The 19,723-nt window shown below is 72.1% G+C and carries 13 protein-coding genes; 10 read left to right on the forward strand and 3 right to left on the reverse strand.

The genetic code is table 11. From position 1 onward, the window contains the following. Positions 1–4: 4 nt before the first annotated feature. Complete coding sequence (locus ACH4D3_RS31675; RefSeq protein WP_398329207.1) at positions 5–1,195, reverse strand: CAP domain-containing protein; 1,191 nt, start codon at positions 1,193–1,195, stop codon at positions 5–7. 188 nt (positions 1,196–1,383) lie between these two features. On the opposite strand from ACH4D3_RS31675, the gene ACH4D3_RS31680 reads away from it, so the two are divergent. The 4 genes from ACH4D3_RS31680 to ACH4D3_RS31695 all read left to right on the forward strand — a co-directional run bounded on the left by ACH4D3_RS31680 (position 1,384) and on the right by ACH4D3_RS31695 (position 7,741). Continuing rightward, positions 1,384–1,665 carry an acylphosphatase gene (locus ACH4D3_RS31680; protein WP_007444898.1) on the forward strand — a complete coding sequence of 94 codons (282 nt, stop codon included), beginning with the start codon at positions 1,384–1,386 and terminating at the stop codon, positions 1,663–1,665. Between the two features lie 378 nt (positions 1,666–2,043). After that, positions 2,044–2,256: a hypothetical protein gene (locus ACH4D3_RS31685; protein WP_003973418.1), complete on the forward strand. Its 213-nt coding sequence runs from the start codon at positions 2,044–2,046 to the stop codon at positions 2,254–2,256. Between the two features lie 269 nt (positions 2,257–2,525). After that, entirely contained in the window at positions 2,526–6,134 is a 3,609-nt protein-coding gene (gene smc / locus ACH4D3_RS31690; RefSeq protein ID WP_398329211.1) for a chromosome segregation protein SMC, read from the forward strand. A gap of 188 nt (positions 6,135–6,322) precedes the next feature. After that, a complete protein-coding gene (locus ACH4D3_RS31695) occupies positions 6,323–7,741 on the forward strand; it encodes a sugar porter family MFS transporter (protein WP_398329214.1) in 1,419 nt (472 codons plus the stop codon). Positions 7,742–7,865: 124 nt separating this feature from the next. Here the strand turns inward: ACH4D3_RS31695 and ACH4D3_RS31700 are convergent, their stop codons facing one another. Further along, positions 7,866–9,347: a cytosine permease gene (locus tag ACH4D3_RS31700; RefSeq protein ID WP_398329217.1), complete on the reverse strand. Its 1,482-nt coding sequence runs from the start codon at positions 9,345–9,347 to the stop codon at positions 7,866–7,868. A gap of 184 nt (positions 9,348–9,531) precedes the next feature. Here ACH4D3_RS31700 and ftsY point away from each other — a divergent pair, with 184 nt between their 5' ends. Then, complete coding sequence (gene ftsY, locus ACH4D3_RS31705) at positions 9,532–10,740, forward strand: signal recognition particle-docking protein FtsY (RefSeq protein WP_134112190.1); 1,209 nt, start codon at positions 9,532–9,534, stop codon at positions 10,738–10,740. Positions 10,741–10,829: 89 nt separating this feature from the next. Here the strand turns inward: ftsY and ACH4D3_RS31710 are convergent, their stop codons facing one another. Further along, on the reverse strand, positions 10,830–11,501 hold the full coding sequence (locus ACH4D3_RS31710) for a bifunctional DNA primase/polymerase (protein WP_398329221.1): 672 nt from the start codon (positions 11,499–11,501) through the stop codon (positions 10,830–10,832). A 446-nt stretch (positions 11,502–11,947) separates the two neighbouring features. On the opposite strand from ACH4D3_RS31710, the gene ACH4D3_RS31715 reads away from it, so the two are divergent. The 5 genes from ACH4D3_RS31715 (at position 11,948) to ffh (ending at position 19,621) form a co-directional block, all read left to right on the forward strand. Continuing rightward, a complete protein-coding gene (locus ACH4D3_RS31715) occupies positions 11,948–13,450 on the forward strand; it encodes a hypothetical protein (RefSeq protein ID WP_398329224.1) in 1,503 nt (500 codons plus the stop codon). 304 nt (positions 13,451–13,754) lie between these two features. Continuing rightward, on the forward strand, positions 13,755–15,101 hold the full coding sequence (locus ACH4D3_RS31720; protein WP_398329227.1) for an ammonium transporter: 1,347 nt from the start codon (positions 13,755–13,757) through the stop codon (positions 15,099–15,101). Continuing rightward, positions 15,098–15,436 carry a P-II family nitrogen regulator gene (locus ACH4D3_RS31725; RefSeq protein ID WP_366531872.1) on the forward strand — a complete coding sequence of 113 codons (339 nt, stop codon included), beginning with the start codon at positions 15,098–15,100 and terminating at the stop codon, positions 15,434–15,436. The genes ACH4D3_RS31720 and ACH4D3_RS31725 overlap by 4 nt, the downstream gene beginning before the upstream one ends. Positions 15,437–15,485: 49 nt before the next feature. Then, positions 15,486–17,972, forward strand: coding sequence for a [protein-PII] uridylyltransferase (locus ACH4D3_RS31730; RefSeq protein ID WP_398329230.1), 2,487 nt, complete (start codon positions 15,486–15,488; stop codon positions 17,970–17,972). Positions 17,973–18,070: 98 nt separating this feature from the next. Beyond that, a complete protein-coding gene (ffh, locus tag ACH4D3_RS31735; protein WP_398329232.1) occupies positions 18,071–19,621 on the forward strand; it encodes a signal recognition particle protein in 1,551 nt (516 codons plus the stop codon). Positions 19,622–19,723 lie beyond the last annotated feature (102 nt).

Below are 19,723 nucleotides of genomic sequence, written 5' to 3' on the forward strand. Positions count from 1 at the left end.
TATCTCAGTAGCCGAAGTCCTGGGTCCACCAGGGGCCGCCGGAGCCGAAGTGGACGCCGACTCCCAGGGTCTGGAAGTCGCAGTTCAGGATGTTGGCCCGGTGGTCGGGGCTGTTCATCCAGGCGTCCATCACGGCCTGGGCGTCGGCCTGGCCGCGGGCTATGTTCTCGCCGCCGAGGCCGGATATGCCCGCTGCCGACGCCCGGTCCCAGGGGGTGGCGCCGCCGGGGTCGGTGTGGTCGAAGAAGCCCTGGGTCGCCATGGCCCGGCTGAAGTCCTCGGCCAGTTCGCGCAGCGCGCTGTTCGCGGCCACGGGGCTGCAGCCGACCTTGGCCCGTTCGTCGTTGACCAGCTTGAGCACCTGCGCCTGGGCGACGGCCTCCTCGGAGACCGCGGCGGGCGCGCTGGGCTTCGCGGGCTCCTTGGCGGCCGGGCGCGAGGGAGCAGCCGGCTTCGGCTCGGCGCTGGGAGGCGCCTTCGGCTTCTTGGTCTTCGACGGTGTCCCGGCCGGTGCGGCGGGCTTCGAGGCCGGTGCCGAGGTGGAGGGGGAGGCCGAGGACGGGGAAGAGGACGGGGAGTCTTTGGCGGACTCGTCCTTCGACGGGGACTGGGCGGACGGGGAGGACGGGGCGGACGACGGGGAGCGGTCGGTGCCGCGGCTCGTGGCCGCGTCGCCGCCCCGGCCGGTGTCGGCGCTGCCCGAGGTGCCGCCCTGCTGGGACGGGCTGTTCGTCGGGGTGTCCTGGGCCTGCACCCGGTCGCCCCCGCTGCTGCTGCCGCCGATCCGGTAGTTGTCGAGGCCGGGCACCACGCCCGTGGCCACCGCCACCGTGCCGATGGCGACCGCGGCGGAGACACCGAGCAGGCCGGTGCGGACCGGGGTGGCCGCCTTCCTGCGGCGGCGACGGCGCCCTCCGCCGGGCTGCGAACTGCCGGCGGGGGTGTACCCGTCACGGGGGAAGGCGACGGTGCGGCCGGCCTGCGGGCCCTCGCCGTCCGGGGCGTCGGCGAAGAGGTAGGCGTCGCTCTTGGCGCGGACCTCGGCGTACGCCTCGGGGTTCAGGTAGGGAGCGATGCCCATCGTGGGGGCCTCGTCCGCGTCCGGAGCGAGCGGATCGCGGCGCCGTCCCGCCGTACCGTCCGGCTGGTGGCCCTCCGCGGCGCGGCCGGCGGCGGAGCGTCGGTGGCGTCCCATGTCCTGGCCTTCCTCGTCCTCGTCCTCGTCCTCGCGCCGGGCGTGCCCTGCGGTCGACTGTGCTCACGATCAACACGGAACTCACACGATCGAGTGAGTTTCAAGTGAGATTCACTGGGTCGGGACGGTACCGCATGGCGCCAGGGGGTGAAGTGTCCCGCGTGACATTGACTGGTTAGGTTGCAGTCATGAGCGAGGATGTACGGCTGGTCGCGTGGGTGCGCGGACAGGTCCAGGGCGTGGGTTTCCGCTGGTTCACGCGGGCCAGGGCACTGGAACTCGGCGGGATGAGTGGTTTTGCTCTCAATTTGGGCGACGGCCGTGTGCAGGTCGTCGCGGAGGGCCCGCGCGAGCGCTGCGAGGGACTGCTCGACTGGCTGCGCGGTGACGACACGCCCGGACGAGTGGACGGAGTCACGGAGATCTGGGACACACCCCGCGGGGGGTACGACGGCTTCGCCATCCGCTGACAACCCACTGCGCGAGGGCCCGCGGCGCCGGAAGCGACCCTCCCCGCAGGGGTGGCCGGGGCGAAAACGGGCAGGTGGTTGCCAAGGGCGGCCGCTCGTGGGAGGCTCCGCACGCGAAATGATCGCCACCCCCCGAGGGGCCCGCAGGAGTCGCAGCGGCACCGTTCGCCGGCCGCATGCCCCCGGGCGCCCGCCGATACGGGGCGTGATCGTGTTGACCGTCAAACTTTTTGGTGAGACGCTGAAAGCCCCGCGCACCTTAGCTGTTTGGCATGGTTGAACGGCAGCAAAAACTCCAAAGTGCCAAGCACCGCGGGTGCGATTCCCTCACGACCCACACCGCTTCGGTCGGTCACTCATTGTGGAGGACCATCCATCATGGCAAAGGCGCTTCTCGGTTACGTCGGCGGCTCCGACCCTCGACTCCTCGCCGAGATGCGACGGCTCCAGCAGCGCGTCCAGGACCTGGAATCCGAGCTCGGACGAATCCAGGCGGAGAACGACGCGCTGGCGGCTGCCGCTTCTCACGACAGGATCATGGAGAGCATGGAGAGCGTTGACGCACACCAGGCGGAGCCTGCGCTCACCTGATCACTGCATCGCTTGATCACTGCATCGCTCCACCACGGCACGGCAGTGGTCGGGCCCGCTCGTACCACCGCTCAGGTGCCAGAGTCTGCAAGGGACGCTTCGGCGTCCCTTCTTTCTTTCCCGCCCCCCGTCTCGCCCGCCGTGTGTCCGTCCCCGCGCAACCTTTCACCCTCTTCAACGTCTGATGTGCCCTGCACGTTCACCGGTGAAACCGCGTCGGTTCACCGGTTCGTGGAGTGAGACAGACCCGAAAGGTAGAGTCCGACGGCGTGCACCTGAAGGCCCTGACCCTCCGCGGGTTCAAGTCGTTCGCCTCGGCGACCACGCTCCGGTTCGAGCCCGGCATCACCTGTGTCGTCGGCCCGAACGGCTCGGGCAAGTCCAACGTCGTCGACGCGCTCAGCTGGGTCATGGGCGAGCAGGGCGCCAAGTCGCTGCGCGGCGGCAAGATGGAGGACGTCATCTTCGCCGGCACCACCGGCCGCCCGCCGCTGGGCCGGGCCGAGGTGTCGCTGACCATCGACAACTCCGACGGGGCCCTGCCCATCGAGTACGCCGAGGTCACCATCACGCGGATCATGTTCCGCAACGGCGGCAGCGAGTACCAGATCAACGGCGACACCTGCCGCCTCCTCGACATCCAGGAACTCCTCTCCGACTCCGGCATCGGCCGCGAGATGCACGTCATCGTCGGCCAGGGCCAGCTCGACTCCGTCCTGCACGCCGACCCGATGGGACGCCGGGCCTTCATCGAGGAGGCCGCAGGCGTCCTCAAGCACCGCAAGCGCAAGGAGAAGGCGCTGCGGAAACTGGACGCGATGCAGGCCAACCTCGCGCGCGTGCAGGACCTCACCGACGAGCTGCGGCGCCAGCTCAAGCCCCTCGGCCGGCAGGCCGCCGTCGCCCGCAGGGCCGCCGTCATCCAGGCCGACCTCCGGGACGCCCGGCTCCGGCTCCTCGCCGACGACCTCGTACGGATGCGCGAGGCACTCCGGGCCGAGGTCGCCGACGAGGCCGCGCTCAAGGAGCGCAAGGAGGCCGCCGAACAGGAGCTGGGCAAGGCGCTGCGCCGCGAGGCGGACCTGGAGGACGAGGTGCGCCGGCTCACCCCGCGGCTCCAGCGCGCCCAGCAGACCTGGTACGAGCTGTCCCAGCTCGCCGAACGGGTGCGCGGCACCATCTCGCTGGCCGACGCGCGGGTGAAGAGCGCCACCTCGGCCCCGCCCGAGGAGCGCCGGGGCCGCGACCCGGAGGAACTGGAGCGCGAGGCCGCCCGCGTCCGCGAGCAGGAGGCCGAACTCGAAGCGGCCCTGGAAGCGGCCGAACACGCCCTGGAGGACACGGCCGCCCACCGCGCCGACCTCGAACGCGGACTGGCCATGGAGGAACGCCGCCTCAAGGACGCCGCCCGCGCCATCGCCGACCGCCGCGAGAACCTCGCCCGGCTCGGCGGCCAGGTCGGCGCCGCCCGCTCCCGTGCCGCCGCCGCCCAGGCCGAGATCGAGCGGCTGGCCCAGGCGCGCGACGAGTCCGGGGAACGCGCGGCCGCCGCACAGGAGGAGTACGAGGCGCTCCAGGCCGAGGTCGACGGGCTCGACGCCGACGACCAGGAACTCGCCGAGCGGCACGACGCCGCCAGACTCGCACTGACCGAGGCGGAGGCCGCGCTGAGCGCAGCCCGTGAGGCAGCCACCGCGGCGGAACGCGAGCGCGCCGCCACACAGGCCCGGCACGAGGCACTCGCCCTGGGCCTGCGCCGCAAGGACGGCACCGGAGCGCTACTCGCCGCCAAGGACCGCCTCACCGGACTGCTCGGCCCCGCCGCCGGACTCCTCACCGTGACGCCGGGCCACGAGACCGCCCTGGCCACCGCCTTCGGCGCCGCCGCCGACGCCCTCGCGGTGACCTCCCCGGCGGCCGCCGCCGACGCGATCCGCCTGCTGCGCAAGCAGGACGCGGGCCGGGCCGCCCTGCTGCTCGCCGGCGCCCCCGACGACGTACCGCACGAGACGCGCGGCGACGGACCGCACGACACGCGCGGCGACGGACCGCACGACACGCCCGGCGACGGACCGCCGCACGCCGCCGACCTGGTGCACGGCCCCGCCGACCTGATGCCCGCCGTACGGCGGCTGCTGCGCGGGATCGTCGTGGTCGCCACCCTGGAGGACGCCGAGGACCTCGTCTACGCCCGCCCGGGGCTGACCGCCGTCACCGCCGAGGGGGACCTGCTGGGCGCCCACTTCGCGCAGGGCGGTTCCGCCGGGGCGCCCAGCCTCCTGGAGGTGCAGGCGTCCGTGGACCAGGCCGCCGCCGAGCTGGCGGAGCTGGGCGTGCGGTGCGAGGAGCTGGCCGGGGCGCAGGAAGCGGCCGTCGCACGGCGCCGGGAGTGCGCCGCGCTCGTCGAGGAACTGGGGGAGCGGCGCCGGGCCGCCGACCGGGAGAAGTCGTCCGTCGCCCAGCAGCTGGGGCGGCTCGCGGGACAGGCGCGGGGCGCTGCCGGGGAGGCGGAGCGGTCCGCCGCCGCGGCGGCCCGGGCGCAGGAGGCGCTGGACAAGGCGCTCATGGAGGTCGAGGAACTGGCGGAGCGGCTGGCCGTTGCCGAGGAAATGCCGGTCGAGGAGGAGCCCGACACCGCCGCCCGCGACCGGCTCGCCGCCGACGGTGCCAACGCCCGCCAGACCGAGATGGAGGCCCGTCTCCAGGTCCGTACGCACGAGGAGCGGGTCAAGGGACTGGCCGGACGCGCCGACTCCCTGGACCGGGCCGCCCGCGCCGAACGCGAGGCACGCGCGCGTGCCGAGCAGCGGCGGGCCAGGCTGCGGCACGAGGCGGCCGTCGCCGAGGCGGTCGCCGCCGGCGCCCGGCAGCTGCTCGCCCACGTCGAGGTCTCGCTGACCCGCGCCGACGCGGAACGCACCCTCGCCGAGGCGGCCAAGGCCCGGCGCGAGCAGGAGCTGACCGCCGCGCGCACCGCCGGGCGCGACCTCAAGGCGGAGCTGGACAAGTTGACGGATTCAGTTCACCGGGGCGAGGTACTCGGCGCCGAGAAGCGGCTGCGCATCGAGCAGCTGGAGACCAAGGCGCTGGAGGAACTCGGTGTGGAACCGGCGGGGCTCGCGGCCGAGTACGGCCCCCATCAAGAGGTGCCGCCCTCGCCCCCCGCCGAGGGCGAAGAGCTCCCAGCCGACCCGGAGCACCCGCGCAACCGCCCCCGCCCCTTCGTCCGCGCCGAGCAGGAGAAGCGGCTGAAGGCCGCCGAGCGCGCCTACCAGCAGCTCGGCAAGGTCAACCCGCTGGCGCTCGAGGAGTTCGCGGCGCTGGAGGAACGGCACCAGTTCCTCAGCGAGCAGCTGGAGGACCTGAAGAAGACCCGCGCCGACCTGCTCCAGGTCGTCAAGGAGGTCGACGAGCGCGTCGAGCAGGTCTTCACCGAGGCCTTCCGGGACACCGCCCGGGAGTTCGAGGGCGTCTTCAGCCGGCTGTTCCCGGGCGGTGAGGGGCGGCTGATCCTGACCGACCCCGACAACATGCTCACCACCGGCGTGGACGTCGAGGCCCGGCCCCCGGGCAAGAAGGTCAAGCGGCTGTCGCTGCTCTCCGGCGGGGAGCGCTCGCTGACCGCGGTGGCGATGCTGGTGTCGATCTTCAAGGCCCGGCCGAGTCCGTTCTACGTGATGGACGAGGTCGAGGCGGCGCTCGACGACACCAACCTGCAACGGCTGATCCGGATCATGCAGGAGCTGCAGGAGGCCTCGCAGCTGATCGTCATCACGCACCAGAAGCGCACGATGGAGGTCGCCGACGCGCTCTACGGCGTGTCCATGCAGGGCGACGGTGTGTCGAAGGTCATCAGCCAGCGGCTGCGTCAGTCCTGAACACTTGTTCTTCAAGACTTGAACACATAACCACTTCGGGCTCCCCTGAAGTTCACAGCTCTCGCCCTCTTGACTTCGATACTTGAAGGCATAGTCTCTGCAACGTTGCTTTTACCTTCAGGTTCCTTCGCCGGTGCCTCGAAGGGTGAACCGCCCCGGCAGCGTTGCCGGTAGCCCGAGGAGTACACGTGGCCAGCACATCGCAGGCACCCAGTCCAGGAGCCCGGACGGCTCACCCCGATCATCTCGGGCACGTCATCTTCATCGCGGCGGCCGCCGCGATGGGCGGCTTCCTGTTCGGCTACGACAGTTCCGTGATCAACGGCGCCGTCGAGGCCATCCGGGACCGCTACGACGTCGGCTCCGCGGTGCTGGCCCAGGTCATCGCCGTGGCTCTGATCGGCTGCGCCATCGGTGCCGCGACCGCGGGCCGCATCGCCGACCGCATCGGCCGTATCCGCTGCATGCAGATCGCGGCGGTCCTCTTCACCGTCAGCGCCGTCGGCTCCGCACTGCCCTTCGCGCTGTGGGACCTCGCCATGTGGCGCGTCATCGGCGGCTTCGCCATCGGCATGGCCTCGGTGATCGGCCCCGCCTACATCGCCGAGGTCTCCCCGCCCGCCTACCGCGGCCGGCTCGGCTCCTTCCAGCAGGCCGCGATCGTCATCGGCATCGCCGTGTCGCAGCTGGTCAACTGGGGCCTGCTGAACGCCGCCGGCGGTGACCAGCGCGGCGAGCTGATGGGCCTGGAGGCCTGGCAGGTCATGCTCGGCGTCATGGTGATCCCGGCCGTCCTGTACGGCCTGCTGTCCTTCGCCATCCCCGAGTCCCCCCGCTTCCTGATCTCCGTGGGCAAGCGCGAGCGCGCCAAGAAGATCCTCGAAGAGGTCGAGGGCAAGGACGTGGACTTCGACGCCCGCGTCACCGAGATCGAGCACGCCATGCACAGCGAGGAGAAGTCCTCCTTCAAGGACCTCCTCGGCGGCAGCTTCTTCTTCAAGCCGATCGTCTGGATCGGTATCGGCCTGTCGGTCTTCCAGCAGTTCGTCGGTATCAACGTCGCGTTCTACTACTCCTCGACGCTGTGGCAGTCGGTCGGCGTCAACCCCGCCGACTCGTTCTTCTACTCGTTCACGACGTCGATCATCAACATCATCGGCACCGTGATCGCGATGATCTTCGTGGACCGCATCGGCCGCAAGCCGCTCGCCCTGATCGGCTCCGTCGGCATGGTGATCGGGCTGGCGCTGGAGGCCTGGGCCTTCTCCTTCGACCTGGTCGACGGCAAGCTCCCGGCCACCCAGGGCTGGGTCGCCCTGATCGCCGCCCACCTCTTCGTCCTCTTCTTCGCCCTGTCGTGGGGTGTGGTCGTCTGGGTCTTCCTCGGCGAGATGTTCCCCAACCGGATCCGCGCCGCCGCCCTGGGCGTGGCCGCCTCCGCGCAGTGGATCGCCAACTGGGCCATCACCGCGAGCTTCCCGTCACTGGCCGACTGGAACCTCTCCGGCACCTACGTGATCTACACGATCTTCGCCGCCCTCTCCATCCCCTTCGTGCTCAAGTTCGTGAAGGAGACCAAGGGCAAGGCCCTGGAGGAGATGGGCTGACCCCTGCCCGGCCCCGAACCCGGGGAGGAGGGCCAAGTCCCCGCTGCCCCTCTCCCCGCACCGTCCGCCGCCCCGCCCGGTCACTTTCCGGGCGGGGCGGCGGTGCGCCGGGGCTCGGCGAACGTCAGACGGCCACGGTCTCGGCGGCCTCGGGCCGCTCGGCGGTCCCGGGCTGCCCGGCCCGCTCCGCGCGCGCTCCCGGGACGGCGGCCGGCGCCGGCTTCGGCAGCACCGCGTACAGCAGGGCGGAGATCACGACCGTGGCCACCCAGCCCAGCCCGTACTCGCCGACGAAGTTGTTCGTGGCGAGGGGACCGGTGAACCAGTCGGACGTGGTGAACATCAGACCGGCGGCCAGCCCGACCGCCCAGGCGACGACGGCCGCGGGGGAGAAGCCGCCGCGGTACCAGTAGGCGCTGGTGCGGCCGGTGTCGGCCAGCGCCTCGCCGTCGTACTCCCGGCCGCGCAGCATGTCCGCGCCGAACACGCCGACCCAGGCGGAGAAGGCGACCGCGAGCAGCGACAGGAACGCGATGAAGGACCCCATGAAGCTGGTCGCCACCAGCATCAGCACGCCGCCGAAGACCAGCGAGATCACCGCGTTGACCGAGACCGCCCAGTGCCGCGGGACCTTGAAGCCCAGGGTCTGCGCGGTGAACCCGGCCGAGTACATCGACATCGAGTTGATCAGCAGCATGCCGATCAGCGCGATCAGCAGGTACGGCACCGCGATCCAGGTGGGCAGGATCTCGCCCAGGAAGGAGACCGGGTCGGCGGCCGAGGCCAGATCCGGCGTGGAGACCGCCATGACCGCGCCCATCAGCACCATCGGCAGGACGACGATGCCCGCACCGCCGACCGTGACCCCCACGATCCCCTTCGAGGACGCCGTGCGCGGCAGGTACCGGGTGAAGTCCGGTGCGGACGGGATCCAGCTGACGCCGCCCGCCGCGATCAGGCCGACACCCGTGATCATCGCGGCCACCGAACCGGCGGACCGGTCGAACACCGCGGACCAGTCGGTGTCGACGACCAGGTAGCCAAGGACCAGCACCGAGAAGGCGCCGAAGAGGTAGGCCGCGTACTTGTTGCACTTCTGCACGGCGTTGATGCCCAGCCCCGAGATCGCGAACGTCGCCACCACGAAGGCGAGCAGCGTCACCATGTCCAGCACGCTGTTGGCGCGTATGCCGAAGACGATGTCCAGCACGGTGAGCAGCGCGTAGGCACCGGTCACCGCGTTGATCGTCTCCCAGCCCCAGCGGGCGACCCAGATCAGCGAGCCGGGCAGCAGATTGCCCCGCTGCCCGAACACGGCACGGGACAGTGCCATGCCGGGAGCGCCGCCCCGCTTGCCGGCGATGCCGATCAGCCCGACCAGGCCGTACGACACGACGGGCGCCGCCGCCGCGACGACCAGGGCCTGCCAGAAGTTGAGCCGGTACGCCACGACGAGGCTCGCGCCCATCGTGAGCAGCAGCACGCTGATGTTGGCGCCGACCCAGGTCGGGAACAGCTCGCGGGTCCGGGCGGTGCGCTCGTGGTCGGGCACCTGCTCGATGCCGCGGGTTTCCAGGGCGCCTTCGTTCTCGGCGGTCTTGCTCATGTGGGGGGTCCGTGCCTCGATCGTGGGGAAGAGGGGGCGGTCGGGACTCTACGCGCGTTGACGCGGCCTCCTCCATCGTACTTTGCTCCGACTCGTTCCTTCCAGGGGCCTTTGTCCCTTGGTGGAAACCACAAGCGACCGATAGCGGGGGGCCGTGCCGGGGGTCACGCATACTGGTCCCGTTATGGAAATCGTCATCCTTGCTGTAGTCATCGCCGTGGTCGTGATCGGCGCGCTCGGCGGGCTGGTCGTCGGCAGCCGCCGCAAGAAGCAGCTGCCCGAGCCGCCCCCCGCCACGCCCGACATCACCGCCCCTCCGGCCGAGCCGCACGTCGGCGACGAGGCCGAGACGCCGCGCGACGAAACGCGCCGGACGATAGAGGAGGTCGACCTCCCGGACGGCGGCACCGCCACCGTCGAGGAGCCGCCCGTCGTCGAAGAGCTCGAGATCCCGCAGATCGAGGTTCCCGAGCCCACCGCCGGCCGACTGGTCCGGCTCCGTGCCCGCCTCTCCCGCTCCCAGAACGCCCTCGGCAAGGGCCTGCTGACCCTGCTGTCCCGGGAGCACCTCGACGACGACACCTGGGAGGAGATCGAGGACACGCTCCTCACCGCCGACGTCGGCGTGCAGCCCACCCAGGAACTGGTCGAGCGGCTCCGCGAACGGGTCAAGGTCCTCGGCACCCGCACGCCGGAGGAGCTGCGCACCCTGCTGCGCGAGGAGCTGATCACCCTGGTCGGCCCCGACATGGACCGCGAGGTCAAGACCGAGCCCGCCACGAGCAAGCCTGGCATCGTGATGGTCGTCGGTGTGAACGGCACCGGCAAGACCACCACCACGGGCAAGCTCGCCCGCGTCCTGGTGGCCGACGGCCGCAGCGTCGTGCTCGGCGCCGCCGACACCTTCCGGGCCGCCGCCGCGGACCAGCTCCAGACCTGGGGCGAGCGGGTCGGCGCCCACACCGTGCGCGGGCCCGAGGGCGGCGACCCCGCCTCCGTCGCCTTCGACGCGGTCAAGGAGGGCAAGGAGATGGGCTCGGACGTCGTGCTCATCGACACCGCCGGCCGCCTGCACACCAAGACCGGCCTCATGGACGAGCTGGGCAAGGTCAAGCGCGTCGTGGAGAAGCACGCGCCGCTGGACGAGGTGCTGCTCGTGCTCGACGCCACCACCGGCCAGAACGGTCTGATCCAGGCCCGGGTCTTCGCCGAGGTCGTCAACATCACCGGCATCGTGCTCACCAAGCTGGACGGCACGGCCAAGGGCGGCATCGTGGTCGCCGTCCAGCGCGAGCTGGGCGTGCCGGTCAAGCTGATCGGACTCGGCGAGGGCGCGGACGACCTGGCGCCGTTCGAGCCCGCGGCCTTCGTGGACGCCCTCATCGGCGAGTGACACCGACTGCCGGCGCCCCGCGCCCGCACCCAGGCGAGAAGCGCCCGCCTCCCCGACCGGGGGACGGGCGCTTCGCCGTCGGCGGAGGGCTACGCCCGGGACCGGTGGGCCACGTAGGCCAGCGTGCCCAGGAGCAGCCGGGCCGCCGGGGGCTTCGTGGCCGAGTCGAGCGCCGGAGGGCGCAGCCAGCGCACCGGGCCCCGGCCGCCGCGGTCGGAGGGCGGCGCCGTGAGGTACGTACCGGGGCCGAGGCCGCGCAGGTCGAGGGCGGACGGGTCGTCCCAGCCCATCCGGTACAGCAGCCGGGGCAGCTCGGCCGCGGCGCCCGGAGCGACGAAGAACTGGGCGCGGCCCTGCGGGGTCGCCGCGACCGGCCCGAGCGGGACACCCATGCGCTCCAGCCGGGCCAGCGCCCGCAGCCCGGCCGGCTCGGCCACCTCGATCGCGTCGAAGGTCCGCCCGACCGCCAGCATCACCGCGGCCCCGGGGAACCGGCCCCAGGCCTCGCTCGCCTCGTCCAGGGTCGCCCCGGCGGGCACCCGGGGCGCGAAGTCCAGGGGGTGCGCGCCCGGCGCCGGACAGTCGGGCAGGCCGCACGAGCAGGCGCCCTGGGCGGTCCGGGCGCCCGGCACCACGTCCCAGCCCCACAGCCCGGTGAACTCGGCCACGACGGTGCACTCCGAGGCACGGCCGCGGCGACGCGCGCCGGACCGGATCTCGCGCATGCCCCGACTGCTGCCGATGCCGATCGTGAAGCCCATGCCCCCTCCAACGGGTCCGACGCAGCGGCGGTTACGCAGCGGACGTGAAACGTGACTCTCTGCTTCCAAATCCCCAGTCCGGCGCGGTTCAGACAGCGTCCGGAGGCATTCAGGGGTGGTGAGTCCGACGGTGCGCGCCCTGGTGTGCACCGTTGCACCGACTCCCGGTTGGCCTATGTCAAGTGAATCGCGTCCCGGCCACCGCGAGTTCATTCGAAGGGGTGGCGAATGGTGGCGATTCCGCAATCGCCATGGCTGGACGAGTGATCGTAGGACTACTTTGTGTGCATGGAGCCTTGGGGCACATGCACTTGTGGGTATGCCGGAGGCAACCCGGCTTTCCGTTCGAAGGGTGTCAATCACCGGACGGAGGGCCCGGGCCACCGGCATTCTGATAGGGCTTGGCGCACTCGGCGACAGGTGGTCTCAGGGATGGGGGCGTTCCAGTGAGTGGCAACGGCGGAAGCGGTACGAGCGCGGGGAGCGCGTCGCACGCCGACAAGCGCCCGAACGAGCTGCTCACCTCCTGGTTCGCCCGCAGCGGCTGGTCCAAGGGCGAGCTGGCCCGCCAGGTCAACCGCCGGGCCCGCCAGCTGGGCGCCAACCACATCTCCACCGACACCTCACGCGTGCGCCGCTGGCTCGACGGGGAGAACCCGCGCGAGCCGATCCCGCGGATCCTGTCCGAGCTGTTCTCCGAGCGTTTCGGTGTCGTCGTCTCCGTCGAGGACCTGGGCCTGCGTTCCACCCGCCCCACGCCCTCCGCGACCGGCGTCGACCTCCCCTGGACGGGCCCGCAGACCGTGGCCCTGCTCAGCGAGTTCTCGCGCAGCGACCTCATGCTGGCGCGGCGCGGCTTCCTCGGGAGCTCGCTGGCCCTCTCCGCGGGCCCGTCCCTCATCGAACCCATGCAGCGCTGGCTCGTCCCCACGCCCTCCGCCACCCCGCAGGCGGCCGGACCCGAGCCCGCGGCACCCGCCACCCGCGCGCGCGGCCGCCTGTCCAGGCCGGAGCTCGACCTGCTGGAGTCCACGGCCGTGATGTTCCGCCGCTGGGACGCCCAGTGCGGCGGCGGCCTGCGCCGCAAGGCCGTGGTCGGCCAGCTGCACGAGGTCACCGACCTGCTCCAGGAACCCCAGACCGAGACCACCCGCGCCAAGCTCTTCAAGGTCGCCGCCGAGCTGGCCGAGCTGGCCGGCTGGATGTCGTACGACGTGGGGCTCCAGCCCACCGCCCAGAAGTACTTCGTGCTCGCCCTGCACGCCGCCAAGGAGGCCGGGGACCGGCCGCTCGGCTCGTACGTCCTGTCCAGCATGAGCCGCCAGATGATCCACCTCGGCCGGCCCGACGACGCCCTGGAGCTGATCCACCTCGCCCAGTACGGCAGCCGGGACTGCGCCAGCCCCCGCACCCAGTCGATGCTGTACGCGATGGAGGCCCGCGCCTACGCCAACATGGGCCAGCCCGGCCGCACCAAGCGCGCGGTGCGCATGGCGGAGGACATCTTCGCCGAGGCCGACGAGTGGGACGAGCCGGACCCCGACTGGATCCGCTTCTTCTCCGAGGCCGAGCTGTACGGGGAGAACAGCCACTCCTTCCGCGACCTCGCCTACGTGGCCGGCCGCAGCCCCGCCTACGCCTCCCTCGCCGACCCCCTGATGCGCAAGGCCGTGGAGCTGTTCGCCAAGGACGAGGAGCACCAGCGCTCCTACGCGCTGAACCTGATCGGCATGGCCACGGTCCACCTGCTGCGCCGCGAGCCGGAGGAGAGCACAGTCCTGGCCGTGGAGGCCATGGGCATCGCCAAGAAGGTCCGCTCCGAACGCGTCAACACCCGCATCCGCAAGACCGTCGACACGGCCGTACGCGATTTCGGCGACCTCGGTGAAGTCGTCGACCTCACCCAGCGGCTCGCCGTCGAGCTGCCGGAGACCGCCGAAGCGGTCTGACCCCCACCAGCCCCGGCCGCGGCCGGCCCTCCCGAACTGCCCGACTCGGCTCCCCCATGCCAGGTCATTCGGAGGCCGCCGCGGCCGGTTCGCGTCCCGGCCCGGGCGGCCCGGTCACGACGACGGCCACCCCGGCCGTTCACCCACGCGTAACACGCACAGCGCCTTCGTCACGGCGGCGAAACAACGAGGGGCGTCCACCGAAACCGCGCTGCGCCAATCTCATGGCGCATAACCGGCCCACCCCTCACCGCCCGCCCAGGCTTCGCCCGCACGGGGCCGTACCAACGACGAGGAGACGCCGATGGCTCCAGCCATCACGCTCGCCGCAGAGACGGAGCTCTCTGCCGCCAACACGGGCTTCATGCTCATCTGCTCCGCCCTGGTGATGCTCATGACGCCGGCCCTGGCCTTCTTCTACGGAGGCATGGTCCGCGTCAAGAGCACCCTGAACATGCTGATGATGAGCTTCATCAGCCTCGGCATCGTCACCGTCCTGTGGGTGCTGTACGGCTTCTCCATGGCGTTCGGCACCGACTCCGGCAGCGTCGTCGGCTGGAACTCCGACTGGGTGGGCCTGAGCAACATCGGCCTGACCGAGCTGTGGGACGGCTACACCGTCCCCGTCTTCGTCTTCCTGGTCTTCCAGCTGATGTTCGCCGTCCTCACCCCCGCCCTGATCAGCGGCGCCCTCGCGGACCGGGTGAAGTTCACGGCCTGGGCACTCTTCATCGCCCTGTGGGCCACGATCGTCTACTTCCCGGTCGCCCACTGGGTGTGGGGCGCGGGCGGCTGGGCCTTCGAACTGGGCGTCATCGACTTCGCCGGCGGCACGGCCGTGCACATCAACGCCGGTGCCGCCGCGCTCGGCGTGATCCTGGTCATCGGCAAGCGGGTCGGCTTCAAGAAGGACCCGATGCGCCCGCACAGCCTCCCGCTGGTCATGCTCGGCGCGGGCCTGCTCTGGTTCGGCTGGTTCGGCTTCAACGCCGGGTCGTGGCTCGGCAACGACGACGGCGTCGGCGCGCTGATGTTCGTCAACACCCAGGTCGCCACCGGCGCCGCGATCCTCGGCTGGCTCGCCTACGAGAAGATCCGGCACGGCGCCTTCACCACCCTGGGCGCGGCCTCCGGTGCCGTCTCCGGCCTGGTCGCCATCACTCCGGCCGGCGGCGCCGTCTCCCCGCTCGGCGCGATCGCCGTCGGCCTCATCGCCGGCGTGGTGTGCGCCATGGCCGTCGGCCTGAAGTACAAGTTCGGCTACGACGACTCCCTCGACGTGGTCGGCGTCCACCTCGTCGGCGGCATCCTCGGCTCGCTGCTCATCGGCTTCTTCGCCAGCGGCAAGGGCCAGTCCGACGTCGAGGGCCTCTTCTACGGCGGCGGCCTCGACCAGTTCTGGAAGCAGTGCGCGGGCGTCTTCGGGGTCCTCGCCTACTCCCTGGTCGTCTCCGCGGTCCTCGCCTTCCTGCTGGACAAGACGATCGGCATGCGAGTGCCGGAGGACGTCGAGGTGGCCGGCATCGACCAGGCCGAGCACGCCGAGACCGCATACGACTTCAGCGGCGCCGGCGGCGGTGCCGCCCGGACGGCCGCCACGCCGGCCGCCTCCACGGCCGCCTCGGCCCCGAGCAAGAAGGTGGACGCATGAAGCTCATCACCGCCGTCGTCAAGCCGCACCGGCTCGACGAGATCAAGGAGGCCCTCCAGGCCTTCGGGGTCCACGGCCTGACCGTCACCGAGGCCAGCGGCTACGGCCGCCAGCGCGGACACACCGAGGTCTACCGGGGTGCCGAGTACACCGTCGACCTGGTGCCCAAGATCCGCGTCGAGGTCCTGGTCGAGGACGACGACGCCGAGCAGCTGATCGACGTCGTCGTCAAGGCGGCCCGCACCGGCAAGATCGGCGACGGCAAGGTCTGGGCGGTCCCGGTCGACACGGCCGTACGGGTCAGGACCGGCGAGCGCGGACCCGACGCGCTCTGAGCAGCTCTGGGCCAGCTCCGCAGCACGACAACGGAACGGGAGTCGCCGGGTGACGAGTACGGGCGTGACGGACGAAGCAGAGGGCTCGGGACCCGGCGGCTACGCGGCGGCCCGGCTGCGCCTCCTCACCGAGGGGGCGCGGTCCGGGCCGCCGCGCCGCAGGGCGCTCGCCGAACTCACGGACGGCTGGCTGGCCGGCCTCTTCGGAGCGGCCGCCCAGGGACACACGGGGGTCTCGCTCGTCGCGGTCGGCGGCTACGGGCGCGGCGAGCTGTCCCCGCGCAGCGACCTGGACCTGCTCCTGCTGCACGACGGCCGGGACGACAAGGCCGTCGCCGCACTCGCCGACCGGCTCTGGTACCCGGTCTGGGACCTCGGCATCGACCTCGACCACTCCGTACGCACCCCGCAGCAGGCCCGGAAGACGGCGGGCGAGGACCTGAAGGTCCACCTCGGCCTCCTGGACGCCCGCCACCTGGCCGGAGACCTCGGCCTCACCGCCTCGCTGCGCACCGCCGTCCTCGCCGACTGGCGCAACCAGGCCCCCAAGCGCCTCCCCGAACTCCGCGACCTGTGCGCCGAGCGCGCCGAACGCCAGGGCGAGCTGCGGTTCCTGCTCGAACCCGACCTCAAGGAGGCCCGCGGAGGCCTGCGCGACGCCACCGCGCTGCGTGCCGTCGCCGCGTCCTGGCTCGCCGACGCCCCGCGCGAGGGACTCGCCGAGGCCCGGCGGCGCCTGCTCGACGTACGCGACGCCCTCCACCTGGCGACGGGCCGGGCGACCGACCGGCTGGCGCTGCAGGAACAGGACCAGGTGGCGGCCGAACTGGGCCTGCTGGACGCCGACGCGCTGCTGCGACAGGTGTACGAGGCGGCCCGCGTCATCTCCTACGCGGGCGACGTCACCTGGCGCGAGGTGACCCGCGTGCTCCGCTCACGGGCCGTACGGCCGCGGCTGCGCGCCATGATGAACGCGAGGAACGGAAGGAACGCCGGGAAACCGGTCGCCGAGCGCTCCCCGCTCGCCGAGGGCGTCGTGGAGCAGGACGGCGAGGCGGTGCTCGCCCGCACCGCGCGCCCCGAACGCGACCCCGTACTCCCGTTGCGCGCCGCGGCCGCCGCCGCGCAGGCCGGACTCCCGCTCTCCCGGCACGCCGTACGGCGCCTGGCGGCCACCGCGCGCCCCCTGCCCACGCCTTGGCCCGCCGAGGCGCGTGAGCAGTTGGTGACCCTGCTGGGCTCCGGCCGGCCCACGGTGCAGGTCTGGGAGGCACTGGAGGCCGAGGGCCTGGTCACCCGGCTGCTGCCCGACTGGGAGCGGGTCCGCTGCCGCCCGCAGCGCAACGCCGTGCACCTGTGGACCGTGGACCGGCACCTGATCGAGACCGCCGTCCGCGCCGCCGGGTTCGCCCGCCGGGTGCACCGCCCCGACCTGCTCCTGGTCGCCGCGCTGCTGCACGACATCGGCAAGGGCTGGCCCGGCGACCACTCCGTGGCCGGCGAGACCATCGCCCGGGACGTCGCCGCCCGCATCGGCTTCGACGGCGCGGACACGGCCGTCCTGGCCACCCTCGTACGCCACCACCTCCTGCTGGTGGAGACCGCCACCCGGCGCGACCTGGACGACCCGGCCACCGTGCGCGCCGTCGCGCAGGCGGTCGGTACCGAGCACACGCTGGAGCTGCTGCACGCGCTGACCGAGGCGGACGCGCTGGCCACCGGGCCGGCCGCCTGGTCGTCCTGGCGCGGTTCCCTCGTCGCCGACCTGGTGAAACGGGTCTCCGGAGTGCTGGCCGGGGAGCCGCAGCCCGAGGCCGAGACCGCCGCGCCCACCGCCGAACAGGAGCGGCTCGCGGTCGAGGCCTTCCGCACCGGCGGTCCGGTACTGGCGCTGCGGGCCCAGACGGAGCCGCCCGCCGAGTCCGCCCCGGCTCCCTCCCCTTCCTCTTCGGCCGACGGTCCAGAGCCCCTCGGCGTGGAGCTGCTGATCGCCGTGCCCGACCAGGCGGGCGTGCTCCCCGCGGTGGCCGGGGTCCTGGCCGTGCACCGGCTGACCGTCCGCACCGCCGAGCTGCGGTCCGTTCCGCTGCCGGACGGCGTCGAGGGCTCCGTCCTGCTCCTCGACTGGCGGGTCGCCGCCCAGTACGGCTCCCTGCCCCAGGCCGCCCGGCTCCGCGCCGACCTGGTCAGGGCCCTGGACGGCACCCTGGACATCGCCGCACGGCTCGCCGAACGGGACGCCGCCCACCCCCGGCGCCGGGGCGTGGAGCCGCCCCCGCCCCGCGTCACCGTCGCCCCGGCCGCGTCCCGGCTGGCCACCGTGATCGAGGTCCGCGCCCAGGATGCGCCGGGGCTGCTGTTCCGGCTCGGGCGGGCGCTGGAGGCGGCGGGGGTGCGGGTACGGAGCGCGCACGTGTCGACGCTGGGGGCGAACGCGGTGGACGCGTTCTATGTGACGCGGGGCGAGGGGGTGCCGTTGCCCGGGGACGAGGCGGCGTCGGTGGCCCGGGAGCTGGAGGAGTCGCTGCGGGGGTGACCGTCCGCTCTGTGCAGCGGGCGGGGACACTTTGCTTGCCGGGCCGGATACCCTGGAGGGCGACCCACACCAACGCCGACGCGAGGACCTACGCCGCCGTGTTCGATACTCTCTCCGACCGCCTGTCAGCCACCTTCAAATCCCTCCGGGGCAAAGGGCGGCTGACCGAGGCGGACATCGACGCCACGGCCCGCGAGATCCGCATCGCGCTGCTTGAGGCCGACGTGGCCCTGCCCGTCGTGCGCGCCTTCATCAAGAAGGTCAAGGAGCGCTCCCTGGGCGCCGAGGTCTCCAAGGCGCTGAATCCGGCCCAGCAGGTCCTCAAGATCGTCAATGAGGAACTGGTCGGCATCCTCGGCGGCGAGACCCGCCGCCTGCGCTTCGCCAAGCAGCCGCCGACCGTGATCATGCTGGCCGGTCTCCAGGGTGCCGGTAAGACCACCCTCGCGGGCAAGCTCGGCCACTGGCTCAAGGAGCAGGGCCACTCCCCGCTGCTCGTGGCCTGCGACCTCCAGCGCCCCAACGCCGTCAACCAGCTGAGCGTCGTCGCCGAGCGCGCCGGTGTCGCGGTCTACGCCCCCGAGCCGGGCAACGGCGTGGGCGACCCGGTCAAGGTCGCCAAGGACTCCATCGAGTTCGCCAAGGCCAAGGTCCACGACCTGGTCATCGTCGACACCGCCGGCCGCCTGGGCATCGACCAGGAGCTGATGCAGCAGGCCGCGGACATCCGCGACGCGGTCTCGCCGGACGAGATCCTCTTCGTCGTCGACGCCATGATCGGTCAGGACGCGGTCAACACCGCCGAGGCCTTCCGCGACGGCGTCGGCTTCGACGGCGTGGTGCTCTCCAAGCTCGACGGCGACGCCCGCGGTGGTGCGGCCCTGTCGATCGCCTCGGTGACCGGCAAGCCGATCATGTTCGCCTCCAACGGCGAGAAGCTGGACGACTTCGACGCCTTCCACCCGGACCGGATGGCTTCCCGCATCCTCGACATGGGTGACCTGCTCACCCTGATCGAGCAGGCGGAGAAGACGTTCAGCCAGGAAGAGGCCGAGAAGATGGCCTCCAAGCTGGCGTCCAAGAAGGGCCAGGACTTCACCCTGGACGACTTCCTGGCCCAGATGGAGCAGGTCAGGAAGATGGGCTCCATCTCCAAGCTCCTGGGGATGCTGCCCGGCATGGGCCAGATGAAGGACCAGATCAACAACCTCGACGAGCGCGACGTCGACCGCACGGCCGCCATCATCAAGTCGATGACCCCGGGCGAGCGCCAGGAGCCGACGATCATCAACGGCTCGCGCCGTGCCCGTATCGCCAAGGGCTCCGGCGTCGAGGTCAGCGCGGTCAAGTCGCTGGTCGAGCGGTTCTTCGAGGCCCGCAAGATGATGTCCCGCATGGCCCAGGGCGGCGGCATGCCCGGTATGCCGGGGATGCCCGGCATGGGTGGCGGCCCCGGCCGGCAGAAGAAGCAGCAGAAGAAGGCCAAGGGCAAGCAGCGTTCGGGCAACCCGATGAAGCGCAAGCAGCAGGAGCAGGAGGAGGCCGCCCGCCGCGCCGCCGCCGCGCAGAGCGGGGGCGCGCTGGGGCTGCCGCAGCAGGGCGGGCAGGACTTCGAGCTGCCGGACGAGTTCAAGAAGTTCATGGGCTGACCGCCCGTTCGGATGCAGCGCGTCGCCGGGGCGCCTCCTGTCGCAGGGGGCGCCCCGGCGACGTGCGTCCGATACACCCACATGCCCGCGCGGCTTTCCTGT

This window comes from Streptomyces sp. NPDC018026 (assembly GCF_044327745.1).
GTDB lineage: Bacteria > Actinomycetota > Actinomycetes > Streptomycetales > Streptomycetaceae > Streptomyces > Streptomyces rubrogriseus.